Here is a 24,842-nt window from a genome sequence, read left to right on the forward strand (position 1 = left end):
GAGGGTTGATAGGTTAGTGTAATTTTAAGTATTTTTCATGGAGCCAGCAAGTGGCGCACGCGTTACGCTGTCGCTAAACGCGCGCGATTGGGGTTTCCAAAAGCTATGCGGCTTCTTTCACCTCTGAACCGCCCTGCAGACATATCGATTGTTACCAGCATTTATTTTGACTGTGTAGATATGTTTATGTCTAAATCTTTAATTATTCCAAGATGTATAGGATTTTTACCAACTTCCAATACACCAGATTTGAACGTCATTTTATAGAGATTTAAATGTTCTAAATTTGTACTATTTCTTATGAGATGCACCAGAGTATTAAAATCTTCTGAATCCATTCTCTGACCAATTATAATTCCTGTTAAGCTCTTAAGGTCAAAAGGGACTGATCTCCTCTGATCATTTTCGAACCTTCTGTATAACCTATATTCTTCTTCGTAATCCCATTTTATGTTTTTATTAAGTAACACATTTTTTTCTCTATCACTATACCGAAATGAACTATTGTCTCCAGACGTTATTAAATCTACATAAGGTAGTTCTTCGTTATATTCGACTTCTCCGAGTTTTATATCTGGATAAATACTATTTAGGCTTTTTAATAGTTTGTGTTGATCAAATATTAAACAAACGCCTTTATGTGAATCGGCATAATGAGACCACATCAAAACATCGTTGTTTTTCTTTGAAAAACACGTCAACCCAAACTGAGACCTCAGTGTATTTTTAACAAAGTCGCTAAATGTTTTATGAAAAATGTGTGGGCTATGATTTTGTCCCTTGGGCCTTGGAATTATAAATGAGCTCTGATTTTTGTAGAATTCATCAATACTTTCGTTTGAAGGCATTTTTGATGTGTCTCTAATTTGAAATTCACCTTCATATGGGTCGTTAAGGTCTTCTATTTTCCCAAACCAAAGTTCTCCTTTAATGAGTGTTTTTAAGAGGTTGGCGGAGAAAGGAGAATATTTATACATGGATTAGATTATTGAGGCTAACCTAGCTAAACTGCGTTTTAATGCAGTTTAGATTTTGTTATAGGCTTGTTTACTTTCTTAGCTTATCGTATAGGCTCATCAATTTACCCAGAATCACTTGTGCTTGTGATATTAGTTGGGCTATCGAATCCCTTTCTATGCGATCAGCTGGTGTTGTCACTGCATGGTTGTATAGCTGATTTGAAACTGATCTACCATATTTTCTTATTGCAGGGCCAGTTCCTCGCCCTTGGCCTTCCTCATAAGCAGTTTGCGCTGTTGTCTGGTTAATACAAGGCATTTGCGACAGGTTGCACGCATCATTAAAGAAATTGCCTACGATTGCTTGGAAGGCAGGCAGTTTAATTGTGCTAGCAGCCTGATTTTTAATATCGGTAAGGTTTTTTCTATATCTCATAGTCTCCTCTATTACACCAGCAAAATTCATAGCAGGAGTCTCTTGTTGCAAAGCATTCCTTTCGGGAGTGTCTCCAAGAAATCCAAACACCTCTGTAGCTGGACCTACTGGCACTTGCCCGAGAGTACTTCTCATCCTCTGTACCAGATTATTACTTTTATTATCAATAATTTCTTTCATTTTTCTTTGAGCAATAGCCTCAGGTCGATTATCTATAAACTGAAAAGTAGGCTTATTACTATTCCGCTTTTGAACAACTTGATTCGCAACCGATTGGCTTTTATTCTCTTGAGTTTTGTCAGCGTGAGTGTTCATAATTTATTCTTTTCAGATTTTAGTCAATTACCTACAATATTTATATAAAGTGCACTATGCACTATATACGCACTGCATCAATACTGTTGATTTAATTAAAATATAATTTCTCTCAGAAGGGCTGCGGCCTGGCTGCTGACCAGATGGAATGTAAAATAGGAAAATCAGCGGATGATTACAACTCGGTGTTACTCACTTTTATCAAACCAAATCACCTCAGAATCTATTTGATCTGGCTGGATGTCCAATAGGCGATAAGCAAACCCAATGTTTTCTACTTCGGCCTTCTTGGAGTGTCGTTTGATTTGAATACTAGCCGATGGTGTGACCGTTTGTTTAATATGCCCATCTACACACTCATCATCCAAATGCAAATGTCCACAGAAGATATGAACGGGCTTGGGGTGCTTCTTTAATAGCTCATGAATCGCTTGGTCTCCCTCTAGCGGAAATTCCAAATGAGGAGTGGTGTGAGTGGGTAATATCGGGTGGTGCACGAAAAGTAGAATGCTTTTATCTGTTTGTAATTCAGCTTCGAGCCAGTCGAGTTGCAAGGCACTGATGGCATCCGGAGACGTATCTAAGAAAATGGATTTGTATGCTTCTCCTTCTTCACTCCAGTACCAGGCCTTTCTGTCCTGTATGGCGGCTGGCCTTTTGGTTTGCACGACTTTGTCAAAATCCTCATGATTGCCCAGAATCACTTTGTACTCGAATGGGCGCTCTTCCAGCGAATCGAAGAATTTTTGATGTGCCGCAGGCGCACCAATGTCTCCCAGATAGATGACTTCTTGGATACCTTTGGATTCTATATCGTCCAAGATGATTTTCCAGTTATCCCATGAAGAGACATCCTGTTCAGAGACCCAGTCTTCTTCGGCATGCAGGTCAGTAATTAAAGCAATTTTCATGGTCAATTTAGACTGTTTTCAAAGACAGGGTTTACGCGATGCTCAAAATTAGGTTTATATCTCAACTACCAATTTACCTTTAGCCTTATTATCTTCCATATATTGATGAGCTTCAGCCACTTGATCCAAGCTGAAAACTGTATCGATATTGAGATGGATATTCCCTTTCTCTACTTCGTTGATAAATTCCTGAAGCAGCTCCTTGGATAAATTTTTGGATTCACCCATATAGACGGTCAATCGGCCCAAAGAAGGAATATCACCCATAGGCGTGAAACTGTCCATGGTCCAGGCTCCACCTAGAATGCCTGTCATACATACCATGCCTTTATATCCAATACATCCAAGTGAGTCCTTCAGCGTTTTGATACCGATTAGTTCCAATACCTTGTGGACTCCGTCTGGATACAGTTGGTGCAAATCGTCTTTCACTTCGCCACTATCGATCAGAACATGATCCGCACCATTGTCTAGCAAGGCTTGTGTCTTGTCTGGGTTTCGAGTGGTGGAGATCACGGTAGCTCCCAGGCTTTTGGCCAATTGGCAAGCCAGCATCCCAATAGAGGAGGTACCACCACGAATGAGTAAAGTTTCTCCTTTTTGCAATTCGAGTGCCTGATGCAAGGAGCCGGATACGGTCTGAAACATTTCAGGAATTGCACCTAAGGTGCTCCAGGGCAATTGGCTTTTGAATGGAAAGATAATTGCCAAAGGTACCAGCGCATATTCCGCATAGCCACCATCAAAAAATCTACCCATTCCACCCATGATGGCTGCCACTTGCTGGCCGGTAGCATAGGTACCAGAAGGATCATTTTCTACGACGCCTACGCATTCGATCCCTTGAATCCTTGGAAACTTCACGCCTGGAGACTCTCCCTGACGAGTGAACATCTCCGATCGGTTCAGCCCAAAGGCCTTGACTTGTAGGAGTACCCAACCTGACTTGACTTCAGGTTGGGGTACTTCTTGAGTTTTTATGACCGACGGTTCGCCCGCCTGTGTAGTAACTGCAGCTCTCATTTATTTCATTTTATTGAAAATATAGCGATCAATTTTCCAATTTCCATTCTCTTTTTTCAAAACGAACAGCTCTCGGTTTTCTTCGGGCACAGTTTCACCGGTGGCATGAATCAGGGTAGAGCCTTTAGAGGTAGTTCGGGCAAAGGCATATTTGTCTATAACTTCGATTTCGTCGATGAAAAATTCGATGTTCAATTGAATTTGACTAAAGACAAAAACATAGGCGCCTTTCACCTGTTCTTGGCCAATGGCAGTGGGAGCGCCGGAAGGCATAAATACGCCATTTTCGGTATATAATGCTAAAGCTTTGCTGGTGCTGGACTCATTGAGTGCATCCCGATAGTTGAATAGTGTTTTTTTGATTGCTTCTTTCATGGTTTCTTTTTTTGATTGACTCATAGAGGTGAATGGTAAAATGGCTAGTGCCAAAATGATGATATGTTTCATTTTAATTGTGTTTTAGAATGAAGCAAAGGTGGGCTGGGATCATGGAATTGACCCTTGATCTATTTTAAGAAATAGGCTTGATGTAGTTTAAGAGTAGGTGAAATAGACCTGTTCTGTCATTTCGACGGTAGGAGAAATCTTAATATTTCTAATAATTATTAATGAGATTTCTCCCTGTTGGTCGAAATGACAAAAAGTTTAATGATTCCTTTGTTTCAAATACTTTAATTAACAAGCAATGGTGTCAGGGTTGCAATTAAAAATCCTTTCTATTACTTCGTATTCGACTCAGAAACTCTGGAGTAATGCCTAGGTAGGAGGCGATTTGGGCACTGGGTAGACGATTTATCAGATGTGGGTGATCCGACATGAATTTGAGATAGCGTTCTTCAGCCGTAGTGCTGATCGTTTGTAACAAGCGCTGTTGAAGTTCTACATATTGATTTTCTAAAATGACTCTGAATGTTCGATTGAACTTCAAATGATTTTCATAGAAATAGATGAGATCTGATTTATTGAGTTGAACGACTGTGGATGGCTCTATCGCTTCAATATACAATTCGCTTGGCCGATCGCTATGCAAACTGCCAATATCAGTAATCCATTCGTTTTCTGTGGCAAAAAGTAGGTTGTGCTCTTTGGCTGCTTCGTCCATCTTGTACATTTTGAAACAACCCTCGGCAACGAAAAAGTAGGACTTACATACTTCACCCGCTGATAGCAAAAACTGACGTCTTTTTACTTTTCGGATGGTCGTTTTCTGATGGAGTGCTTCTATTTCAGCTGCATCCAGCGGTAGGTAAGTATTGAGATGATCGATGAGCTTTTGAATTGGCATCATTCTGATTTCTTCTTGTAATATCTCGGTTTTCCAGGCTCGCGTTTGGGTTTCACTCTACGGCTATAGCCTCGCTTCAGCACATGGAGATAAAAACGCTCGACCTTCTCTCGTGCCCAGGGCGTTTTACGCAAAAACTTCAAACTGGATTTGATAGAAGGGTCGTGGGTAAAGCAATTGATATTGACTTCTTCTCCCAGGTTATCCCAGCCGCACTTGTCCACCAGCATTTCGAGCATGTCTACAAGCTTTACGCCGTGTAGCGGGTTGTTTTTTTGATCGTGATCACTCATCAGCTATTCGAGTTGAGTGCATCATTTTGAGTTTCCATGTCTTTTTTTCTTTTACGGCTACTACACTTTCGAGCCAATGCATCTTGTGTACAATTGAATCATTTTTTGTCCAGACTGCCCAGTTTTTATAAGCCGCCCAAATCATATCACCGGATTTTTCCATCTTGATGAACTCGAATCGATTAGTACGTGTGGCTCTATTTTCATTTTGCAAGGCCTTAGTGATGTAGAAACGAATGGTGTCATTGTTCCACACTTCGCCATGCTCTAGCAAAATAAAATCAGGAGTCACATAGGTGTCCATTTTGGTCGAATCATAGTCAGAAAGCAAGCTTTGAAAAGTATCTATAACTAATTGTTGTACAGCAGCTTCCTCAGACTTACTCGGTTGTGTTTGAGCATGTGAGAGGATAGAAATCAAACAAAAAGCAATTGCTATAAATGGTTTCATGAGTTCAGATTTTGTATTGAGCAAATATAGAATATAAGGTCAGTTCAATTGACTGATTCTGACCTTCTTCTTTTTCAGGCGGCTATTGTTTAATTGCTTGATCAATTGATTCGATTTGGAAGTAGGTACTGCTACAAAGGCACAGTCTTGCTTCAATTCGATCATACCCAGCTCATCTTTGTTCAATCCACCTTGCTTCATAAACAAGCCTGCGATGTCACCTTTAGAGATTTTGTCTTTTCGACCGCCAGAGATAAAAAGTGTACACAGTTGACTGCCTTGAAAGGGTTTTGTATTGGAAATATGTTCCTCTTCTATGTTGACAGCAAAGTCAGGTACTCGTTCGTTTTTGCCTTTCAGCAAATAAGCGATACCGTTTTGATTCATTCTCGCGGTTCGCCCATTTCGGTGTGTAAACTCCTCTTCTTTAGGTGGTAACTGGAAATGAACAATAAAGTCCAAGGCAGGTACGTCAATACCGCGCGCTGCCAGGTCCGTGGCGAGCAACAATCGACTCGTTCCATTCCTAAATTTGATCAAGGCTCTTTCGCGATCCTGCTGTTCTAGTCCTCCATAAAAGCAACTATGACTAATGTGGTGATCCGCGAGATAGTCGCTCACTTCTTGGATGGTGTCCTTGAAATTGCAGAAGATGATGCCATTGCCTACTTGGATATGACCAAGGAGTTGGACCAGTGCGGCCGACTTGTCTTTTGTTTCGGCGGTCACCATTTTCAAAGTCAAATTGTTTGATGCCTGATCTAGAAAGTCGAGTTGTGTTGGGTTTTTCAAACCAACAAAAGCTGGAATCTCCACTTTTTGAGTGGCGGAGGTTAGTATCTTCTGCTTGGCCGTTCTTAGTTCATCAATGATCTCAATCATCTCCGTTTCAAAACCCACCTCCAATGATTTGTCAAATTCGTCCAGCACGATCGTATCGATATGATCCGTTGAAATCGTTTCCCTTCGAAAATGATCTGCTATTCTTCCCGGTGTGCCAATGAGGATGGCAGGGGCATGTTTCAATTCTATTTTGTCTTTGGACCCTGCTCTACCGCCATATACGGCATTGGCTTTAAAGCCACTTCCCATTTCTCGAACCACTTGTTCGATCTGAATGGCTAGTTCGCGAGAGGGAACTAGTATAAGAACTTGCGCCTCATTAAGATCTGGATCTAAGTTGGCGATGATGGGTAATAAGAAAGCCAGCGTTTTACCGGTACCCGTAGGAGAGAGCAGCACCACTTCATCGTTTTCAGAAATCGCTTGCTTGGCAGCCAGCTGCATGGGGTTGAGTTCGGAGATGCCCAGTTTTTGAAGAATGGCTTGTTGGTCTTTGATGTTTTTTGACATGCGGCAAAGGTATGCTATTAAAGAGGTTACTTTAAGTAACCTCTTTAATTGTCTGTCAGATTATTTCAAAAATACCTTTACAATAGCCAAGCTCTCGTTTGGACTTTCTTCCATCGGTACATGTCCCACATTGGGCATAATCACTAGCGTATCATTGGGTAAGTCAGCCTGAAATTTATAAGCACTTTTAGTTGTAGCTAAAAGATCATCCGCTCCCCATAGGATCAAAGTAGGCGATTGGATGGTTTTGATCAATTCAACTTTGTTTCCTTTCATATCGGTAGTCATGCGATCAACCAAGCCTTGTCTGTTGCCGGCTCGAAGGGTCAATTCAAAGTATCTGTCTACCAAATCATCCGTTACTTTAGATTTGTCTGCATAAACACTCTCCACACTCGAACGTGCCATGGATTTTGGAGTGATAAAAGTTAAGATTTTATTCAAGACTGGCATTCTGGCAATTCTAAATGCAATGGGTACTTTTTCAGACTCCAATGGATAGCCTGCAGCATCAATAAGTATAAACTTACTCACAATTTCAGGATATTCGACTGTGTAATTCCATGCGATTTGTCCACCCAATGAATTACCACCGAGAATACATTTTTCAATATTAAGTTGAATTAGGAACTGATTAATAAAATCGACATAGTGGGTCATTGTGTAGTCTCGATCTGGGAAAGGCCCTGTGAGTCCAAAACCAGGTAAATCCATACGAATGACTCTGCGGTCACTTTTCAAATCCTCAACCCAAGCATCAAATGTATGGAGACTGGATCCGGTACCATGAATGAGCACAATAGGGAGTGAATCATTTGGATTTCCTTCATCACGGAAATGTACGTCCATATGCATAACGGATACAAAAGTAGAAGGCGGTTGTGCGTATTTGGTTTTTAAATAGTCAAGATCTAGGTCTGAATAACCGAAGCGAATACAAATGAGAACAAGTAAGGTTACTATAAGAGCGACGGAAATTTTTAGAAAAATTTTCATTTCAATAGTTTAGGAGTTGTATATCAATGTCTCAGAAACTGATGCTAACCCTTAAGTCATTTGAATATTATACTTATTTATTTGGAGGTTATACTCTCAATATCCTTGCTTCGATAAGACATATAACCAATGAAAGTCATTCCGTAAGGAAGTACGATTGGAGGAAACTTCTTAACGAGACGCTAGGGTCGGAGGTTATTAAAGAGGTTACTCCAAGTAACCTCTTTAATAAAGTCTTTCCATAACTTTGCGCCTCGAAATGGAAACGGAGAAGAAAAATATCAGCAAGGAAGACCTGGAAGCATGCTTGGCTACTTTGCAGGGTTTGGTGCAGGATAGTCAGCCGTTGGTTGAATTGACTGAAGAGCAACGAGTGGCTTTGATGAAAGCAGCAGGCGAGGTGTCCCGTCCTGATCGTACCGAATTACGCAAGCGTAGAAAGGACTTGAAGATTAAGGAAAAGACGGCCATCCGAAAACAAGACCGTGCGGCAAGAGAAGCGACTGGTATCCGCTCGGCTCGAACGGCCAAAGTCTTCGAAGCGCCTGATCAAATATTGCTTCCAGCCGCTAAACTGGATATGGAAGGCAAGGAGCTAAACTCACCTCGAAACTGCTATGTGTGCAAAGCCGAATACACCAAGCTCCACCCATTCTACGATACCATGTGTGAGACTTGCGGTGATCTGAACTATGCCAAAAGATTCCAAACGGCTGACTTAACAGGTCAAGTAGCTTTGATGACCGGATCAAGGTTGAAGATCGGTTATCACGTGACACTAATGATGCTTAGAGCTGGAGCAACAGTGATTGCCACCACTCGTTTTCCTGCGGACTCTGCTATTCGTTTCGCCAAAGAAAAGGACTTTTACAAATGGAGCGATCGCCTGCATATTCATGGATTGGATTTGAGACATACACCGAGTGTGGAGCTGTTTTGCACCTATATCGAGCAGACTTATGATCGCTTGGATATCCTGATCAACAATGCGGCGCAGACGGTTCGCCGCCCTCCAGGATTCTACACTCACATGATGGACAAGGAGCAGTTGCCATTCGAAGACCATTCTCCAGATGTTCAAACTTTATTGACCAGCCACCACAATTGTTTGAATAGGATTGGGGCAGTAAGTCCATCAGGCAAGGATACCTCTACTTTGGCTGTTTCCTGGAATGAAAAAGCACCAGGGCTCGGACTTCGCGCTTCTGCGCAATTGTCGCAAATACCTTATAGTTATGATGGGGCCTTGCAGAATGAGGAAGTATTTCCGGAAGGGAAACTAGATGTGGATTTGCAACAAGTAGATCTTCGAACAACCAATTCCTGGCGACTCAAATTAGGGGAGGTACCTACACCAGAATTGCTAGAAGTGCAGTTGGTGAATTCAATTGCTCCATTTGTGCTTTGTAACCGTTTGTCGACCATGATGAAACGCGAGAACACAGGGGTCAAGCACATCGTGAACGTAACGGCTATGGAAGGTAAGTTTTACCGATTCAAAAAGGAACCACGCCATCCACATACGAATATGGCCAAAGCAGCACTCAATATGCTGACACATACTTCCGCTGGTGAATTAGCCAAACATGGCATCTATATGAATGCTGTAGACACCGGATGGGTGACGGATGAAGACCCTGCGCAGATAGCCAAATTCAAAGAAGAAGTCCATGACTTTCAGCCACCGCTAGATATTGTTGATGGAGCCGCTCGTGTGATGGATCCTGTATTTGATGGGATCAACCGAGGGGAGCATTGGTGTGGTAAGTTCTTGAAGGACTATTTTCCTATTGATTGGTAGGTAAGAGTTGAAAGTCTTTAAAGTGAAAAGTGGAAACTTAGGATCATTTGTGTCCTTAGTTTGGAGACCTGTATGAAAGCCCTACCTTTGCGCCCTTAATAAAAGACATTACAATGACAGAATTAAACACTGAAGAACAAAAATTCAGTTACGGACTAGGACAAAGTGTAGGAACAAACTTCACCAACGAAGGATTCAATGAGATTTTTGAAATCGATGCTTTTATGAGCGGATTGGGTGATTCATTTGCTGGTCACAGCGAATTGACCGTCGAAGAAATCAACGCGGTGATCCAAAAGAAAATAGGTGAGTTGAAAGCAGCCGCTCACGGCGATGCCAAAGAAAAAGGTGAAGCTTTCTTGAAAGAAAATGCTACAAAAGACGGAGTTACTGTTTTGCCAAGTGGTTTGCAATATGAAGTGATCGAATCAGGTGATGCTTCTGGCACTAAACCAACTGCTGCTAGCCAGGTAACTACACATTATACGGGTACCTTGATTGACGGTAAAGTGTTTGATAGTTCTGTGCAAAGAGGTCAACCAGCTACTTTTCCAGTGAACGGAGTAATTGCTGGCTGGACTGAAGCCTTGCAATTGATGGTGCCAGGTGATAAGTGGAAGCTTTACATTCCATTCAATTTGGCGTATGGTGATAGAGGCGCAGGCGCTGATATTCCTCCATTTGCAGCATTGATTTTTGATATTGAATTGCTTGAAGTACAAGGATAAATTCGTTTTCTTGTGATAAAAAAGGGTCTTGCTTTTCGAAGTAAGACCTTTTTTTGTGCTACAATCCACCAATTCAATGGCTTTTTGATTCGATCTATGTGAAATTGATAGAATTGAATTAATTTGGGATGATTTACCATTAGGTAAGTTGGTTTGAAAAGATTATTTGAACCCAACCAGAACTATTAAACATAACCAAATAATAAAATGACATCTGAATCCTCAAATGACAATAGCCTAGTAAATAGGTTGCTAGGCCATGTAGAACGCATTGGTAATAAACTGCCAGATCCTGCTATACTATTTCTCATTTCCATTTTCATCGTATGGGTGCTTTCTGCACTGATGGCTTCTATAGAATTTACAGAAATCAACCCAAGGGACGGGCTTCCTATCAGAGTTCAGAACCTGTTGACCGGAACGGCATTGACTACCTTCTTGTCAAAGATGGTAACCATTTTTACCAGCTTCGCACCATTAGGAGTCGTGCTGGTTGCCATGTTAGGCGTTGGAGTAGCCGATGGTTCTGGCTACATCCACACAGCCATCAAAATGATGCTAAAGAAGACCCCGGGTTTTCTTTTGACACCAATGGTTATTTTCGTTGGAATTGTTTCTCACTCCGCTATTGATGCAGGCTATGTGCTAGTCATTCCTTTGGGAGGGATTATTTTCTATGCTGCTGGCCGACATCCGCTGGCAGGTATAGCTGCTGCTTTTGCTGGCGTATCTGGAGGCTTTAGTGCCAACCCTATGCCATCAGCCATTGATCCTTTGTTGCAAGGTTTTACACAACCAGCAGCACAGATCATCAATGAAACGATGCAGGTTAATCCATTGAATAATTACTATTTCACTGCCGCATCCAGCATTTTGGTGACCTTAATCGGTTGGTACATTACGGATAAGATCATCGAGCCTCGACTAAATAAAAACAATCCAGTAGATGAAGATGCTGAAAAGGCTCCGGATATGGGTGGGTTTACCGCACAGGAGAAAAAAGGTTTTTGGACGGCGACTATTGTGACGTTTGTTGTGTTTATCCTTTTCGTATTGTCTTTGCTTCCTGAAAGTTCACCTTTTAGAGATGCTTCGGGATCTTTGACTTCATTTTCGGCCCCTGTCATGCAGTCGATTGTACCTTTGATCTTTTTGTTTTTCCTTTTGCCTGGAGTCATTCATGGCGTGGTTGCCGGTAAGTTTAAATCCAGCAAGGATATTATCGACGTCATGTCTGAATCGATGAGGGGCATGGCTTACTATGTAGTAATGGCGTTTTTCTGTTCATTATTCATTTATGCTTTTGGCACATCCAACTTGGGTGCTTTGTTGGCCATTAAAGGCGCAAATTTCTTAAAAGCGCTTGACCTTTCTGGACCAGTGACCATTGCAGGAATTATATTTTTAGCAGCTTTTGTCAACTTATTCGTTGGTTCGGCTTCAGCCAAATGGGCGATGTTGGCACCTATTTTTGTGCCAATGCTGATGCAATTGGGCTATTCGCCAGATCTGACACAAGCGGCCTACAGAGTAGGGGATTCGTCCACTAACATCATCACGCCATTGATGCCTTACTTTCCACTGGTTGTAGTGTTCTGTCAGAAGTATGTGAAAGGAACTGGGATTGGTACTTTGGTTTCTGTGATGATACCTTATTCTATCGCGCTATTAATTCTTTGGACAATCTTCTTGGTTACGTTCTGGGTGCTGGGTATTCCTTTGGGACTTCAGGCGAGTTATGTATACGGAGGGTATTAATATTAATTGAAAAAATGAAAAAAAGTGCTGCCTCAAAAGCCCTGTAAACTGTCAGGCTGAGGTACTCGAAGCCTTGTTGCTAGATGCGGGCAGACATTTCGAGAGCCTCAATGTGACAATTCTTAGAGATTTTAGACTTTTGGGACAGCACTTTTTTGTTACCATCTGGCTTTAGTGCCACGAACATCTACATGGATAAACCCGTGATGCACTTTGTTGCGTTTGTAGAAGCCAAGCCCACCTCTGAACTTGTGGTAGTCTTTTTTATCATACTCGTTGTCTACGATTTGATAGAAAATTCTAACGTCTTTTTCATCTATCACTCCGTCCTTGTTAAGGTCGTCCATGGCACCATTTTTATCTTGATCGATAAATATATCTGCTGCACCTCCGTATACGTGTCTGCTGTATTGTACGTTTTTAATGGATTTGTTGTAGAAGGGAGTTCGGTACCCGCTTATGAATCCAAACGTTTCAATCGCATAACCAGAGCGATTAGTTTTTTCTAGTAGGTACTCCAATTTCAACAGTAATCGCTCCCTAATAATGACATACTTGGGATAATCTCCAGCTTGCTTACACAAGAATTGTTTCAAGGTAAAGTGAGGAGTCAGTTTGGTGTTCTCATTTTCCTTCGTCACTTCAAACAGTCCAGTGGGTCTGTTATAAATAGGGTTGTCTCGCAATGGTTTCGTTGGGTAATTACCAATTCGGTAACCACTTAGATATTCTCCTTTTTTCTCAGTAATTGGAGTAAGAACCATCACATTCAAAAGCATTTCTTCGCCACCTTCATGAATGACTTGAACTGGATAAATACCAGGATTACTTGGGCTCTTTATTGAAAGCCCATTAATAGTTAGATGCTGGCTTTTCATAGTGATATTTTGAACGCTGGAAACTTTGAATTCCTTTTCTGGCATGACGAATACTGAAAAGACGTTGTATGGATTGATCTCACCGTTTACTTCAATGGTGAAATTTGCTCTTTCGTTTTGATAACCCCATACCGAAGAGGCCATGAGAAGGAGACTTGCTGCAATAAATGATTTGAATGTATACATTATAGTTTTGATGAATCTTGGAGTAAAGCATTTAATAAAGGTTGGTCACGGTTATAGATATCTTTTCTAAACTGTAATTCTCCTTTTTCTACCCAGGAGGTAAGATATAAAATATGGACATTGACTGGTTTGTCCAGAAAAATGGTATATTCCTTACCCTCACGCATGATCTTGTCAATGGCTTCTTTGTTCCATTTGGGATTATCTTTTATTAGATAATGCGTGAAGTTCATGGGGTTTTTGAGTCGAATACATCCTGAGCTAAAAGCACGATCGGCTCGCTGAAACATTTCCTTGCTAGGCGTATCATGGATGTAGACGTTGTAATTATTTGGAAAAATAAACTTCACTTGGCCTAAAGCATTTGTTGGGCCAGGGTCCTGTCTCAAGGTAAATGGGAAATTGTTTTTAGAATATTGCTTCCAGTCAACAGTCGTAGGATCGACGATGTTTGCGCCAGAGCCAAATCCTTTTAGAACTTTAATATTCTTCGCCGTCAGAAAAGCAGGGTTCTTCTGGATTTCTGGCAAGAAGTCCTGAAATAGAATGGTAGGTGGTACCACCCAATAAGGGTTCAGTACCATGTAAGTCATTTTACTACTAAAGACAGGTGTTTTTCTGAAGGTTTTTCCTACAATCACATTTTCCTCGAATGTCAAATTTCCCTGACGAAATACCTGCATTTGGAAATCGGCAATATTGACAATGACATAATGCTCACCCAAATCTTGCGCGATCCAACGGTAGCGCTCAAGATTAATCAGGATTTGATTGATTCGTTCTTCAATGGGGATGTTTAATGACTCTGTCGTTTGCTTGCCAAGTGCACCGTCTACTTCCAATCCATTTCTGGTTTGGTATTTTTTTAGTGCACCTTCAATCATGGTATTGAGCTCATAATTGTTGTTTTTCATGAGCACCAAATCGCCGGAAATCACCAATCTATCTATGAGTTTAGGTATTCGAATACTATCAGTCATTCCAAGTTTCAAGGTCGGGCCTTCAGGAATAGTTTCCCATCCACCTGAGGCAGCCAGGTTTTTATATACAGCCAGTTGTTTTTTCAATACATCATACCCTGAATGAATTGGTTTTAAGCTCCTTAGAGATGATTCAATGTTTCCAGATGCTAGTGCCTGCTCTAAAAATTCCCTTGCATTGCCTTCGCGGCGAACAGCTTTCCATTCACCATCTACAGTTTCGGGGTTTACCTTTCCGTTTAGGAAATGACTGGCATAAAGTAAAAAAGCGTCCGTGAACAATAGGTCTAATTCAGCCTTTTGTTCTAAGGTTTTAGCTGAAGTATTTAGTTTTATTAGTGCATCATAGTGATAGTCCTTTGAGAATAGACCATCATTAGGTGCATTTTCTAATACTTTCAATAGTTGTTTTTTGTCTTGAGCATCCCAGGCCAAACTGAATGAGTTGCGCAGGTAGAATTCAGGAAGTAATATTCTACAATAAATAGTTTCACTTTCGATGGTAGCCTCATGGCCTAATCGGATATATTCTACCACTTTTCGTAGGTGTTCATTAGTTTCACTCACTGTACTCCATGCGAAAATAGAGGTGAGGCAAAGGCATAAGGTCAGGTATATTCTAACAATCATTTTTTATGTTTTTTACAAAATTGCGATTAGAACGAAGAAGAAAATAAATAGTTGATGCTTTAAAGAAATATATTTTTAAAGTAGCTAAATCTCAATTGAGTTATTTACTAGCAATCAATTCCTGCTGCCAAAACACATCTAGTAAAGACTGAATTTCTTGTGCTTGTTCCCTATCGCCTAAGGCTTCAAGGGCTGCTTTTTTGCCTTGCAAGGCTTTGGCTCTCAGTGGTGTACGGGCTAATCCCTGATCAAATACAGCAATGGCTTCTTCATACCTGTCTTGCGTCATGAGCCAATAAGCATATTGCTCAAACGAAGGCCATGGAATATCTGGTGGCCCTTGGGGTAGTGGAAGTTCACTTTCGATAGACACCGCTTGTTTGAGATGTATTTCGGCATTCTGGTGTTGACCTTTTGAGATTTGTAACAAAGCCTTTATTTGATTCAACATGATTTCTGCACCCATGATCGTCTGTTTGTTGGGAGCATATCGTGTGTAACCCGCGCTGCACATGGCGATGCCGTCTGTTGTAACCAATATTTCTGCGGCTGCTATTTTTCCTTCTAAAATTTCGATTTGTTCCTGTATTGTATCAAGGTCACTATCCTTTGAAGCCATAAGACTGACGAAAAAATGATGCTGCGCAATGTTCTCAATACTCAAATCTTCTATTTCAACTACTAATGGCGCTTCATTCAAATTCCATAAACCAGATTCTAAAACCTGAAAGTTTTGCATGCTGACTAAATAGCTACGAGCGGAGGGCGTTTGGGCATTCACGGTGTAGGTCAACATGTCTTTCATGAGTTTTGTCGCTTTGTCAAACCGTCCTTGCTGCAGGTAGGCATAGTGCAGCCATTGGTAACTGTGAAACCCTCTGGCTTCATCACCCAAACCGAGTCTTTCCATTTTTCGTACGCTGGCCCCGTAGGAGTTTTCATTGGAAGAGGCTACTTCATTCCACATGCCTCGATTTAAATAAATATGAGATGGCATATGTAGCGCATGTACAGCATCAGGTGCTGTGCTCGCATATTTGTTGGCAGCTTCGATTCCTTTGATAGCCAAATTTGGACTGTCATAAGCGTGAATGGTATAGTGCAAAGCGCCAGGGTGATTGGGGTTTTCAGCCAAAATACCCTGAGCAATTTCAGCTGCATTGATGTTTTGTTCCTGAGACCCATCACGTGGTGCAGACCATAGCAAGGATAGCGCATAGAATGCTGCTATTTCCTGCTGCTCAGGATTGGCCTTATGAAGCTGAGATAGATGATCGGCAAAAGCTTGATTCCGTTCTTTCAGTTCCCCATCACCAAACAACAACTCAAGTCCAATCCAAAAATCTCTTTCGATGCCTTCTTCTGTTTTGGCAATTCTCTCCTCTTTAGTTGCTCCGGTCATCTCAAGGATATTTCTTCCTTCATCTACATTTTGTAGTCCCCAGAGGGCTTTGTAATGCGACATGGCCATGCCCCAATAGGCCATCATTTCATTGGGGTCTGCTTCAGCTGCTATTGAAAATGCTTTTCGTGCATCGTCATATTCGAAACTGTGAAGTAGGAGTAAGCCTTCTTCAAAATCAGCTTGTGCTTCGACAGAAACAGGAAAACCATGTTGGAGTTCGCCAAGGGTATTCTTATCAGTGTTGGTCTTATTATTGGTATTGCAGGCAGTAGTTAATATGGCCAGGCTGAGTACTTTTAGAAAACGGTTCATAAGAATGGGATAGAAGTTTCTTGAATTTACTCATTAATAGGGAGTAATGAAAAGGAAGCGGCTGACTTAGAAAATCGCGAATGTTGTCGTGATCGACTTACAAAATTTATCTCTTGTAAAAAATAAACTCACCCCCCTCGTCACCAGATTGACTGATGGCACCTAGCTGAGGGACTTGTCCATTCGGACTATTGTTGATAACAGCTATTTTGAATGAAGCGAAAAGTTCACTTACCGACAGGAGTGGAGCCTGATTGTTTTCCAGATTTTTAATCAAATATTTCATAAACACACTATTGTCAGGTACGGTGGTTAGCGTGCCACTAGTTATGGCCTTTCTACTTGGTAATTTATAAAGCTCGAGCATGGCTTTGCTGTTGTTGTAGACGGCACGTTCTTTTAGCAGTCCACCACTGAAGCAGGCATCTGTGATGAGCAAGGTGTGTTTACTGTCAATCGCTCTCACATAGTCTCTGATGGTACTATTCGATAGCCATTGAGATTTGCTGTTCATACTGGCGTCAACGGGAAGCCAATACCCTTGGGTGAGTTGTTCGTCCCACACGCCATGACCAGCATAGAAGATTAGCAGTTGGTCATCGTTGGTCACTGTCTCTGCTAGTGATTCAAAGCTTTGTATGATTTCTGACCTTGTTGGGTTTTTTAGTGATATGGTATTTTGACTGTTGAATCCATAATTCTTAGACAAGACCTCGTACAGTGATTCTGTATCATCAATGGGTTTGTTGAGCGGATCTATTCCATCGGCTTTGTAATCTTCTATGCCGATAAGTAGCGCATAAAACTTATTGGATTGTAGTCTCGCTGTAAGTGATTGTCCGATGATATCATTTTGGTCGATCACTTTGGAAATCTCCGTATTGCTTAAAGCATGCGTTGGTGTAGACTTTACTTTTTGCAATTCGACCTTACCGCCAATTCCAGGTAAACATCCGTTTTTGACCAATTGACCGCCCCAGCGACCTGTGAGTTGTTCAACTCCTGAGGATTGATTATACGCTAATTTGATTTTGGACAAACAGGCCAACGGAGTCTTGTAAATGAATTGGGTATGTGTGACGACGATCTGATCGCCCTTGATATATCCTTCAAATTCATAAGCACTAGAGTCGGTTTGTTGCAGGTTGATGATTTTTCCTTTGCCTGAAAGCGTGAGGCCTTGTTGCTCTATCTGATCAAAGACCTGATAGGTGCCTAGCGCCGTGCTGGATGTGCCACTCCATAGTCCTGTTAGGTTTGGAATCTGTGACGAGGCTAAATGAGAGAGAAGAAGAAGCGTAGGTAGGAATGCTTTCATGCTTAAGATAACGGCTTGCTATGTAGTAAAATTGCTTGTTTTTTGGTGGAATAGCAATTGTGGTCTTGGTGGGGTTTTATCTAGGGAGTTTCAGCGCGATGTTGAGGCGGGGAGAGTGGTAAAATCTCCTCGTTAAAATTCCATCAGAGTTACTTCATGATAGAAATGAATTTTAGAAAGGTAATCGGGCTGAAGAACTCTGATGTGTGCAGTTAGACTCAGAGTCCCTTTCAGGTGACTCTGAGTGGTTGAAATAGGTGCATTATTATGAGTGCTTTCCATTATATTCGTTTTTTGCACGTCATCACCCGGTTTTATCTAGGTGATCGAGGTCGGTAAGAGCAAATGAGTTAGGTTTCCTTGCTTCCTGCCGGACGTGGGAGATTACCCGATGCCTTTTCGTGCCTCAAAGTCATCTGGTAATGACGGTGATATTTTGAGGAAGTGGGGGCACAAGTTGCAAACTTGCGCCAAGTGGGTTGTGTGGATGCAATCTCGTACCTTGCAGATGTCGAGTAATGAAGGAGTGTTTAGGATACTATTCTTCTGTTGGAGGTGGAGTATACGGGTCTTCCCCCCAAGTGGAAATATACATTTCAGGTTTTAATTTTAGATGAGTAGTATCAGCTTTTATATTATTTATTTTACCAAGCCTTTTGAATGAATCATAGTTGATATTCTTTGATTTTTTACTCTTTTTCTTAGCAACAGTTTTTAATGCTGATCTAAGTAATTTTGATAACCTCGGTTTTTTATTTTTTAAAATAACTCTCTTTTTGATTTCCGATAGCTCTTTTAAAGTCTTTGGATTTAGGCCTTCAAAATTTTCTCCATTTTGTAGTTTCTCAAAAAAAAGCAGAAGTTCTGTATCATATTGGGGTCTTTTACTATTGTTTAAAAGAGCATTTTGCAATTTTTTAAGATCAATAGTCAGATTTGAAGAATTAATAAACCTAATAACTAAATGCTTTATGTTTTCAACATCATCTATACTCACAATTGGAATAAACTGATTTAGTATTTGATTGAATTCTAAAATTGTCATTTGGATAGTAAACAAATAGTTAAACTATAAATGTAATTTATTTAAACAGAAAAATGTAAAAATTCTTTCAGAGTAAAAATTAATACAAAAAAGCCTTTCCGGTTTCCCAGAAAGGGTTGTTATATTAATCTTTTAAATATTTCCAATCAAATCCGTCTTCTAAGCTTATTATCTTATATATCTGGAATGCAAATTCACTGATTCGCTTTGTTAAATAAGTCAAATTTTCGGTATCCAGTTGAATAATGAAAAAATCTGATTGGAATTGAATATTGTTAAAATACTGGTGGAAGATCTTTTCTTGTTCATGACCTTTAAGTTTTGTGGCTTGTAAATATCCACGGTTGTGTGTTAATGCATGTCGAGATTCTGAAATAACACACCAGAAATTCTTAAAATCAATATTTAAATTGTTAGATGTTGAGTGATTTTTATAGTACCTGGGAGCAGCTTTTTTTAATAGCTTGAAAAGGTTTTCACCTCCCGGCATTTTTGCCCTGGAAATAGGTTGATTAGGTTTGAAGTGATTTAGAATTTGTGCTCTAAGGTCATAATTTTTTAAAGCTTTCTCATATAAGCAGTCTTGTATGAACTTTTCTAAAAGTTCAAATACTTGAGCATAAATCAACCCACATTCTCTAAAAATTAAATATTCTATATCAGTTGCGTAATTTTCCCTTCCTGTATATCTGTATTTGTTTGAATGCTGATTTATTTCCCTACCTTTTTCAGTTGGACCTGTCCAATCACTAAGTATCAAGGCAGAATGATTCTCTGAGATTGTATTGCCACGTGAGATTCTCTCGACATCTTTTACTAAAATTCTACAGATGAGGCTTGTGGTATGTCTGTAATCGAGAACAACTTCATAGAGATGATCTAAATATTTATTATATGGGTTGTACATACTTGTGACTCAATCTAATTAAATGTAAACAATTAGATGATTTCAACAAAAAAGCCTCCCTGCTCCGATAGTGATCGGAACAAGAAGGCTTCATATATCTATTTAAAAACTAGCAGTCTGCTAGCGTGGAGTATTCCACATCAATAATTTTGACTTTCACTGGAAGTCAAAACTTACTTCTTTTCATCTACTTCTTCGAACTCTACATCAGACACGTCTGAGTCAGCAGCGCCTGCTTCTGGTCCGGCTTGTCCGGCGTCAGCTCCAGGAGCTCCACCTTCCGCGCCTTGAGTCGCAGCGTACATCTCTTGAGAAGCACCTTGCCATGCAGCGTTCATTTCTTCCATCGCAGCGTCGATAGCGGCCAAGTCAGCAGACTTGTGTGCTTCTTTCAACTTCTCAAGTGCAGCGTTGATTTTGCCTTTGTTGTCGTCGGACAATTTATCGCCAAATTCGTTCAACTGCTTCTCAGTTTGGAAGATCATTGAATCCGCTCCGTTGAGCTTTTCGATTTTCTCCTTTTCTGCTTTGTCAGACTCAGCATTTGCTTCAGCTTCTTGTCTCATTTTCTCGATTTCTTCTTCTGACAATCCAGATGAAGCTTCGATTCTGATACTTTGTTCTTTGTTAGTGCCTTTGTCTTTAGACGTTACGTGCATGATACCGTTGGCATCGATGTCGAAAGTCACTTCGATCTGAGGAATACCTCTTGGTGCTGGTGGAATACCATCCAAGTGGAATCTACCCAAGCTTCTGTTGTCCTTCGCCATTGGTCGCTCACCTTGTACCACGTGGATTTCCACAGATGGCTGGTTGTCAGCGGCAGTAGAGAAAGTCTCAGACTTCTTCGTAGGGATGGTCGTGTTCGCTTCGATCAACTTAGTCATTACACCACCCATGGTCTCGATACCGAGAGATAGAGGAGTAACATCAAGAAGCAATACGTCTTTCACTTCACCAGTCAATACACCGCCTTGGATCGCAGCACCTACAGCTACTACTTCGTCAGGGTTTACACCTTTAGAAGGCTTCTTGCCGAAGAACTTTTCCACTTCTTCCTGAATGATCGGAATACGTGTAGATCCACCAACCAAGATTACTTCGTCGATGTCAGACTTAGAAAGACCTGAATCTTTCAATGCTTGCTCTACAGGCTTCATTGATCTTTTTACCAAAGCATCAGCCAATTGTTCAAACTTCGATCTAGACAAGCTTCTTACCAAGTGCTTTGGCACACCGTCTACCGGCATGATGTATGGCAAGTTGATCTCAGTGCTAGTAGAACTAGACAATTCAATCTTAGCTTTTTCAGCCGCTTCCTTCAATCTCTGAAGTGCCATTGGGTCTTTTCTTAGGTCGATGCCTTCGTCGCTTTTAAACTCCTCAGCCAACCAGTTGATGATTACTGCATCAAAGTCGTCTCCACCCAGGTGTACGTCACCGTTAGTAGATTTTACTTCAAATACACCGTCACCTAACTCAAGGATAGAAATATCGAATGTACCACCACCAAGGTCATACACAGCGATTTTCATGTCCGCGTTTTTCTTATCCAATCCATAAGCCAATGCCGCAGCAGTAGGCTCGTTGATGATTCTTTTTACTTCCAATCCAGCGATTGCACCAGCTTCTTTAGTAGCTTGTCTCTCCGCATCGTTGAAGTATGCCGGAACAGTAATTACTGCTTCTTTCACTTCAGTGCCCAAGTAATCTTCGGCAGTAGACTTCATTTTTTGAAGGATCACTGCTGACAATTCCTGCGGTGTGTAATTTCTGTCACCGATTTTCACTCTTACCACGTCGTTGTTTCCGCTTTCTACAGCATAAGAAACATTCTTCATTTCGTCAGAAACTTCTGCAAATTTCTTACCCATGAAACGCTTCACAGAGCTAATTGTATTTTGTGGGTTGGTAATCGCCTGTCTCTTGGCAGGATCACCAACTTTTCTTTCTCCTTTACCACCGTCCAAGAATGCTACGATAGAAGGAGTAGTTCTATGTCCTTCGCTATTTGGGATAACGACAGGCTCGTTGCCCTCCATCACAGCCACACAAGAGTTGGTAGTACCTAAATCGATTCCGATTATTTTTCCCATGATCTATTTGTTAATTATATCTTCTTAAAAATCTTTTACTAATCTGACATGCCTATTATCAACACCTATGCCAAAGCGGATATAGGACTGACGTGGTGACAGATTGGCAGAAATGAGTTTGGATTTAAGAATTACGACTGACGAATTGGGAGGATTATTCTTATCGAGACTGACAGAATTAGAATTATGGTCATGTCGTAGTGCAAAGGAGACATCTTCTTAGCTGCTGGCAGCCTGCTTGACTATGGGGGATCTCTCCGCGTAGCTGCGAGATGACTTTCAGAAATTTATTTACCAATCATTTTCTTAACACCCAATAGTGCGATAACCACCCCTATAGCCAAACAGATATAATAAGACGTTTCATCCATGGTGTAAGAACCGCTGAAGGCATTGCCAATGGCCTGGCCAATTTTTTTTGGAGAATGGGTCTCTGCCCAATAAATAAAAAAACCGCCTAATAAGAGGTATATAATGCCTGATTTAATGTGCTTGCTCATGGGTATATGATTTAATTGTTGGATTTGTTGTCTTGCATGCTTTCAAAAACTGAGTTGACGATTGATAGTGCTACACTAAATAAAAATGCCCACCAAAAGCCATCGATATCGAACCCAGGAACAAGTGAACTCACTAAGAGAATCATAAATGTATTAATGAATAATAGAAACAGTCCGAATGTGAGTACGGTAACTGGAATCGTCAGCAAAACAAATATTGGCTTGACCAAAATATTGACGATAGCCAATACGCCTGCCACTACGATGGCCGTCATGAAACCACTGACATGCGCGCCGGGTAGAACATAGGAGCAAATGAGTACGGCTATAGCGGATAGTATGAGTCTAATTAATATGTTCATATATTATTTTTTAGTGAATCCTGAATTTAGCAAATGTTTTACAGATGTAAAAAATCTTTAATCAACGTGAAATTAAATAATATCAAAGTCTAAGTCTGTACCAGAGAAAATTAAGAACTCTACTATCTTTGCGCCCCGAAATGTAACCCTTCTATTGTCATTTCGACGATAGGAGAAATCTCATTATAGTTCGATAAGATTTCTCATTCCACTAAGTTGCATTCGAAATGACAAAAAAATATGAGTCTAACAGCAGAAATAGAAAAACGTAAAACCTTTGGCATCATCAGTCACCCAGATGCGGGTAAGACCACTTTAACGGAAAAGCTTTTGCTTTTTGGAGGTGCTATCAAAACTGCCGGTGCGGTAAAGTCGAATAAAATCGACCGTCATGCTACTTCTGATTTCATGGAGATTGAAAAGCAGAGGGGAATTTCTGTGGCCACTTCTGTGATGGGATTTGATTACAAAAATAGACGAATCAATCTGCTGGATACACCGGGTCACCAGGATTTTGCTGAAGATACTTATCGTACGTTGACGGCTGTGGATAGTGTAGTTTTGGTGGTAGACTGCGTGAAGGGCGTGGAGATTCAGACAGAGAAGCTGATGGAAGTTTGTCGAATGAGGAATACACCTGTAATGGTATTCATCAATAAGCTGGATAGAGAAGGGCAGGATCCATACGACTTACTCGATGAAATAGAAGCCAAACTGAATATCAAAGTTAGACCGCTAAGCTGGCCTATTAGCATGGGTAAGACGTTCAAAGGGGTCTATAGTTTGTATGAGAAAAAACTCAAGCTTTTCACGGCAAGTAAACAAAAGCTTGACAAAGAAAATGACATTAGCATTGAGGATATCAATGATCCGGTATTGGATGAGTTGATAGGGGAGCGATACGCTGAAACACTTCGTGAGGATGTAGAGTTGGTAGATGGTGGCTATCCAGAATTCGATATTGAAACCTATAGGAGTGGGGAAGTAGCACCAGTGTTTTTTGGTAGTGCGGTGAATAATTTTGGCGTGCAGGAGTTGCTAGACTGTTTTATCGACATTGCGCCTGGTCCTGCCCCTAGATATACGGAAGAAAGACAGATTATGCCAGAGGAGTCTAAGTTCTCCGGCTTCGTATTTAAGATTCATGCCAACATGGATCCAAAGCATAGAAACAGAATTGCCTTTGTCCGAGTATGTGCCGGCGAATTCAAAAGAGGTAGCAACTATTTCCATACCCGACTCGATAAGAAATTCAGATATTCGAATGCTACAGCCTTTATGGCACAGAGCAAAGAAGTCATCGATGAAGCTTATCCTGGTGATATCGTAGGTCTTTATGATACTGGTAACCTAAAGATTGGAGATACTTTGAGCGAAGGCGAAAAGGGCATGTACAAAGGCATTCCTAGTTTCTCTCCGGAGATATTCCGAGAGGTAGTAAATATGGACGCCATGAAGACCAAGCAGCTTGAAAAAGGCTTGACTCAGTTGATGGATGAAGGTGTGGCTCAGCTATTTACCTACGAAATGGGCGCCAGAAAAGTAGTCGGTACTGTCGGAGCACTACAGTTTGAAGTAATTCAGCATAGACTTTTGCACGAGTATGGCGCTACTTGTAAGTTTATGCCCATGAATCTATTCAAGGCCTGCTGGTTTAGTAGTGAAGACAAGAAAAAATTAGATGAGTTTGTAGATTCAAAGTACCGTCATATCGCTAAAGACAAAGACGGAAAATTAGTGTTTATGGCGGAATCCAAGGCTTGGTTGCAAATGGTTCAGGATAATTTTCCAGAAATAGAATTCCATTTTACTAGTGAGTTTTAGGTAATTTCACACCACGGAGATTTAAATACACATTTATCGATAAATGTGTATCTTTTATTTAGCAGCAGAGTTAAGGTTATAAGATTTTAT

23 protein-coding genes are annotated in these 24,842 nt (G+C 40.9%); 4 read left to right on the forward strand and 19 right to left on the reverse strand.

Going from position 1 to position 24,842, the window contains the following annotated elements; all coding sequences use genetic code 11:
• Positions 1 to 161: 161 nt before the first annotated feature.
• From R8N23_RS09580 to R8N23_RS09625, 10 genes are all read right to left on the reverse strand, one after another.
• The gene (locus tag R8N23_RS09580) at positions 162 to 977 is read right to left on the reverse strand and encodes a DUF2971 domain-containing protein (protein ID WP_318171372.1); all 816 of its coding nucleotides are present in this window, start codon (positions 975 to 977) and stop codon (positions 162 to 164) included.
• Between the two features lie 70 nt (positions 978 to 1,047).
• Positions 1,048 to 1,710 (reverse strand): hypothetical protein, encoded by a 663-nt coding sequence (locus R8N23_RS09585; RefSeq protein ID WP_318171373.1) that lies wholly within the window; start codon positions 1,708 to 1,710, stop codon positions 1,048 to 1,050.
• Between the two features lie 188 nt (positions 1,711 to 1,898).
• Positions 1,899 to 2,621 (reverse strand): metallophosphoesterase family protein, encoded by a 723-nt coding sequence (locus R8N23_RS09590; RefSeq protein WP_318171374.1) that lies wholly within the window; start codon positions 2,619 to 2,621, stop codon positions 1,899 to 1,901.
• Between the two features lie 54 nt (positions 2,622 to 2,675).
• Positions 2,676 to 3,644 (reverse strand): zinc-binding alcohol dehydrogenase family protein, encoded by a 969-nt coding sequence (locus tag R8N23_RS09595; RefSeq protein ID WP_318171375.1) that lies wholly within the window; start codon positions 3,642 to 3,644, stop codon positions 2,676 to 2,678.
• Entirely contained in the window at positions 3,645 to 4,091 is a 447-nt protein-coding gene (locus tag R8N23_RS09600; protein WP_318171376.1) for a nuclear transport factor 2 family protein, read from the reverse strand.
• A gap of 256 nt (positions 4,092 to 4,347) precedes the next feature.
• Positions 4,348 to 4,932 (reverse strand): Crp/Fnr family transcriptional regulator, encoded by a 585-nt coding sequence (locus R8N23_RS09605; protein ID WP_318171377.1) that lies wholly within the window; start codon positions 4,930 to 4,932, stop codon positions 4,348 to 4,350.
• Positions 4,929 to 5,222: a VF530 family protein gene (locus R8N23_RS09610; RefSeq protein WP_318171378.1), complete on the reverse strand. Its 294-nt coding sequence runs from the start codon at positions 5,220 to 5,222 to the stop codon at positions 4,929 to 4,931. The genes R8N23_RS09605 and R8N23_RS09610 overlap by 4 nt, the downstream gene beginning before the upstream one ends.
• A complete protein-coding gene (locus R8N23_RS09615; RefSeq protein ID WP_318171379.1) occupies positions 5,215 to 5,673 on the reverse strand; it encodes a nuclear transport factor 2 family protein in 459 nt (152 codons plus the stop codon). Before R8N23_RS09615 ends, R8N23_RS09610 begins: the two co-directional genes overlap by 8 nt.
• Positions 5,674 to 5,712: 39 nt before the next feature.
• Positions 5,713 to 7,026: a DEAD/DEAH box helicase gene (locus R8N23_RS09620; protein ID WP_318171380.1), complete on the reverse strand. Its 1,314-nt coding sequence runs from the start codon at positions 7,024 to 7,026 to the stop codon at positions 5,713 to 5,715.
• Positions 7,027 to 7,086: 60 nt separating this feature from the next.
• Entirely contained in the window at positions 7,087 to 8,022 is a 936-nt protein-coding gene (locus R8N23_RS09625; protein WP_318171381.1) for an alpha/beta hydrolase, read from the reverse strand.
• A 259-nt stretch (positions 8,023 to 8,281) separates the two neighbouring features.
• On the opposite strand from R8N23_RS09625, the gene R8N23_RS09630 reads away from it, so the two are divergent.
• The 3 genes from R8N23_RS09630 to R8N23_RS09640 all read left to right on the forward strand — a co-directional run bounded on the left by R8N23_RS09630 (position 8,282) and on the right by R8N23_RS09640 (position 12,309).
• On the forward strand, positions 8,282 to 9,823 hold the full coding sequence (locus R8N23_RS09630; RefSeq protein ID WP_318171382.1) for an SDR family oxidoreductase: 1,542 nt from the start codon (positions 8,282 to 8,284) through the stop codon (positions 9,821 to 9,823).
• Positions 9,824 to 9,936: 113 nt separating this feature from the next.
• Positions 9,937 to 10,551 (forward strand): FKBP-type peptidyl-prolyl cis-trans isomerase, encoded by a 615-nt coding sequence (locus tag R8N23_RS09635; protein ID WP_318171383.1) that lies wholly within the window; start codon positions 9,937 to 9,939, stop codon positions 10,549 to 10,551.
• 207 nt (positions 10,552 to 10,758) lie between these two features.
• On the forward strand, positions 10,759 to 12,309 hold the full coding sequence (locus R8N23_RS09640) for an AbgT family transporter (protein ID WP_318171384.1): 1,551 nt from the start codon (positions 10,759 to 10,761) through the stop codon (positions 12,307 to 12,309).
• Between the two features lie 158 nt (positions 12,310 to 12,467).
• On the opposite strand, the gene R8N23_RS09645 is transcribed toward R8N23_RS09640, so the two are convergent.
• The 9 genes from R8N23_RS09645 to R8N23_RS09685 form a co-directional block, all read right to left on the reverse strand.
• Positions 12,468 to 13,373 (reverse strand): D-Ala-D-Ala carboxypeptidase family metallohydrolase, encoded by a 906-nt coding sequence (locus R8N23_RS09645; protein ID WP_318171385.1) that lies wholly within the window; start codon positions 13,371 to 13,373, stop codon positions 12,468 to 12,470.
• Complete coding sequence (locus R8N23_RS09650; RefSeq protein ID WP_318171386.1) at positions 13,373 to 14,983, reverse strand: L,D-transpeptidase family protein; 1,611 nt, start codon at positions 14,981 to 14,983, stop codon at positions 13,373 to 13,375. The genes R8N23_RS09645 and R8N23_RS09650 overlap by 1 nt, the downstream gene beginning before the upstream one ends.
• A 100-nt stretch (positions 14,984 to 15,083) precedes the next feature.
• Entirely contained in the window at positions 15,084 to 16,700 is a 1,617-nt protein-coding gene (locus R8N23_RS09655) for a hypothetical protein (RefSeq protein WP_318171387.1), read from the reverse strand.
• A gap of 106 nt (positions 16,701 to 16,806) precedes the next feature.
• Positions 16,807 to 18,018 carry a caspase family protein gene (locus tag R8N23_RS09660; protein WP_318171388.1) on the reverse strand — a complete coding sequence of 404 codons (1,212 nt, stop codon included), beginning with the start codon at positions 18,016 to 18,018 and terminating at the stop codon, positions 16,807 to 16,809.
• A 538-nt stretch (positions 18,019 to 18,556) separates the two neighbouring features.
• Positions 18,557 to 19,063: a hypothetical protein gene (locus R8N23_RS09665; protein WP_318171389.1), complete on the reverse strand. Its 507-nt coding sequence runs from the start codon at positions 19,061 to 19,063 to the stop codon at positions 18,557 to 18,559.
• Between the two features lie 124 nt (positions 19,064 to 19,187).
• Positions 19,188 to 19,970, reverse strand: coding sequence for a hypothetical protein (locus R8N23_RS09670; protein ID WP_318171390.1), 783 nt, complete (start codon positions 19,968 to 19,970; stop codon positions 19,188 to 19,190).
• 173 nt (positions 19,971 to 20,143) lie between these two features.
• Positions 20,144 to 22,066, reverse strand: a complete 1,923-nt coding sequence (gene dnaK, locus R8N23_RS09675; protein WP_318171391.1) for a molecular chaperone DnaK — start codon at positions 22,064 to 22,066, stop codon at positions 20,144 to 20,146.
• A gap of 287 nt (positions 22,067 to 22,353) precedes the next feature.
• On the reverse strand, positions 22,354 to 22,566 hold the full coding sequence (locus R8N23_RS09680; RefSeq protein WP_318171392.1) for a hypothetical protein: 213 nt from the start codon (positions 22,564 to 22,566) through the stop codon (positions 22,354 to 22,356).
• An 11-nt stretch (positions 22,567 to 22,577) separates the two neighbouring features.
• Positions 22,578 to 22,928 (reverse strand): phage holin family protein, encoded by a 351-nt coding sequence (locus R8N23_RS09685; RefSeq protein ID WP_318171393.1) that lies wholly within the window; start codon positions 22,926 to 22,928, stop codon positions 22,578 to 22,580.
• A 240-nt stretch (positions 22,929 to 23,168) separates the two neighbouring features.
• Between R8N23_RS09685 and R8N23_RS09690 the strand changes: the two genes are divergently transcribed.
• Positions 23,169 to 24,752, forward strand: coding sequence for a peptide chain release factor 3 (locus R8N23_RS09690; protein ID WP_318171394.1), 1,584 nt, complete (start codon positions 23,169 to 23,171; stop codon positions 24,750 to 24,752).
• The last annotated feature ends 90 nt before the right edge of the window (positions 24,753 to 24,842 follow it).

Source organism: Reichenbachiella sp. (assembly GCF_033344935.1).
GTDB lineage: Bacteria > Bacteroidota > Bacteroidia > Cytophagales > Cyclobacteriaceae > Reichenbachiella.

Excerpts from the sequence above, each read along its gene's own strand:
- R8N23_RS09580 (WP_318171372.1), bottom strand. The coding sequence starts at position 977 with ATGTATAAATATTCTCCTTTCTCCGCCAACCTCTTAAAAACACTCATT.
- R8N23_RS09585 (WP_318171373.1), bottom strand. The coding sequence starts at position 1,710 with ATGAACACTCACGCTGACAAAACTCAAGAGAATAAAAGCCAATCGGTT.
- R8N23_RS09590 (WP_318171374.1), bottom strand. The coding sequence starts at position 2,621 with ATGAAAATTGCTTTAATTACTGACCTGCATGCCGAAGAAGACTGGGTC.
- R8N23_RS09595 (WP_318171375.1), bottom strand. The coding sequence starts at position 3,644 with ATGAGAGCTGCAGTTACTACACAGGCGGGCGAACCGTCGGTCATAAAA.
- R8N23_RS09600 (WP_318171376.1), bottom strand. The coding sequence starts at position 4,091 with ATGAAACATATCATCATTTTGGCACTAGCCATTTTACCATTCACCTCT.
- R8N23_RS09605 (WP_318171377.1), bottom strand. The coding sequence starts at position 4,932 with ATGATGCCAATTCAAAAGCTCATCGATCATCTCAATACTTACCTACCG.
- R8N23_RS09610 (WP_318171378.1), bottom strand. The coding sequence starts at position 5,222 with ATGAGTGATCACGATCAAAAAAACAACCCGCTACACGGCGTAAAGCTT.
- R8N23_RS09615 (WP_318171379.1), bottom strand. The coding sequence starts at position 5,673 with ATGAAACCATTTATAGCAATTGCTTTTTGTTTGATTTCTATCCTCTCA.
- R8N23_RS09620 (WP_318171380.1), bottom strand. The coding sequence starts at position 7,026 with ATGTCAAAAAACATCAAAGACCAACAAGCCATTCTTCAAAAACTGGGC.
- R8N23_RS09625 (WP_318171381.1), bottom strand. The coding sequence starts at position 8,022 with ATGAAAATTTTTCTAAAAATTTCCGTCGCTCTTATAGTAACCTTACTT.
- R8N23_RS09630 (WP_318171382.1), top strand. The coding sequence starts at position 8,282 with ATGGAAACGGAGAAGAAAAATATCAGCAAGGAAGACCTGGAAGCATGC.
- R8N23_RS09635 (WP_318171383.1), top strand. The coding sequence starts at position 9,937 with ATGACAGAATTAAACACTGAAGAACAAAAATTCAGTTACGGACTAGGA.
- R8N23_RS09640 (WP_318171384.1), top strand. The coding sequence starts at position 10,759 with ATGACATCTGAATCCTCAAATGACAATAGCCTAGTAAATAGGTTGCTA.
- R8N23_RS09645 (WP_318171385.1), bottom strand. The coding sequence starts at position 13,373 with ATGTATACATTCAAATCATTTATTGCAGCAAGTCTCCTTCTCATGGCC.
- R8N23_RS09650 (WP_318171386.1), bottom strand. The coding sequence starts at position 14,983 with ATGATTGTTAGAATATACCTGACCTTATGCCTTTGCCTCACCTCTATT.
- R8N23_RS09655 (WP_318171387.1), bottom strand. The coding sequence starts at position 16,700 with ATGAACCGTTTTCTAAAAGTACTCAGCCTGGCCATATTAACTACTGCC.
- R8N23_RS09660 (WP_318171388.1), bottom strand. The coding sequence starts at position 18,018 with ATGAAAGCATTCCTACCTACGCTTCTTCTTCTCTCTCATTTAGCCTCG.
- R8N23_RS09665 (WP_318171389.1), bottom strand. The coding sequence starts at position 19,063 with ATGACAATTTTAGAATTCAATCAAATACTAAATCAGTTTATTCCAATT.
- R8N23_RS09670 (WP_318171390.1), bottom strand. The coding sequence starts at position 19,970 with ATGTACAACCCATATAATAAATATTTAGATCATCTCTATGAAGTTGTT.
- dnaK (WP_318171391.1), bottom strand. The coding sequence starts at position 22,066 with ATGGGAAAAATAATCGGAATCGATTTAGGTACTACCAACTCTTGTGTG.
- R8N23_RS09680 (WP_318171392.1), bottom strand. The coding sequence starts at position 22,566 with ATGAGCAAGCACATTAAATCAGGCATTATATACCTCTTATTAGGCGGT.
- R8N23_RS09685 (WP_318171393.1), bottom strand. The coding sequence starts at position 22,928 with ATGAACATATTAATTAGACTCATACTATCCGCTATAGCCGTACTCATT.
- R8N23_RS09690 (WP_318171394.1), top strand. The coding sequence starts at position 23,169 with ATGAGTCTAACAGCAGAAATAGAAAAACGTAAAACCTTTGGCATCATC.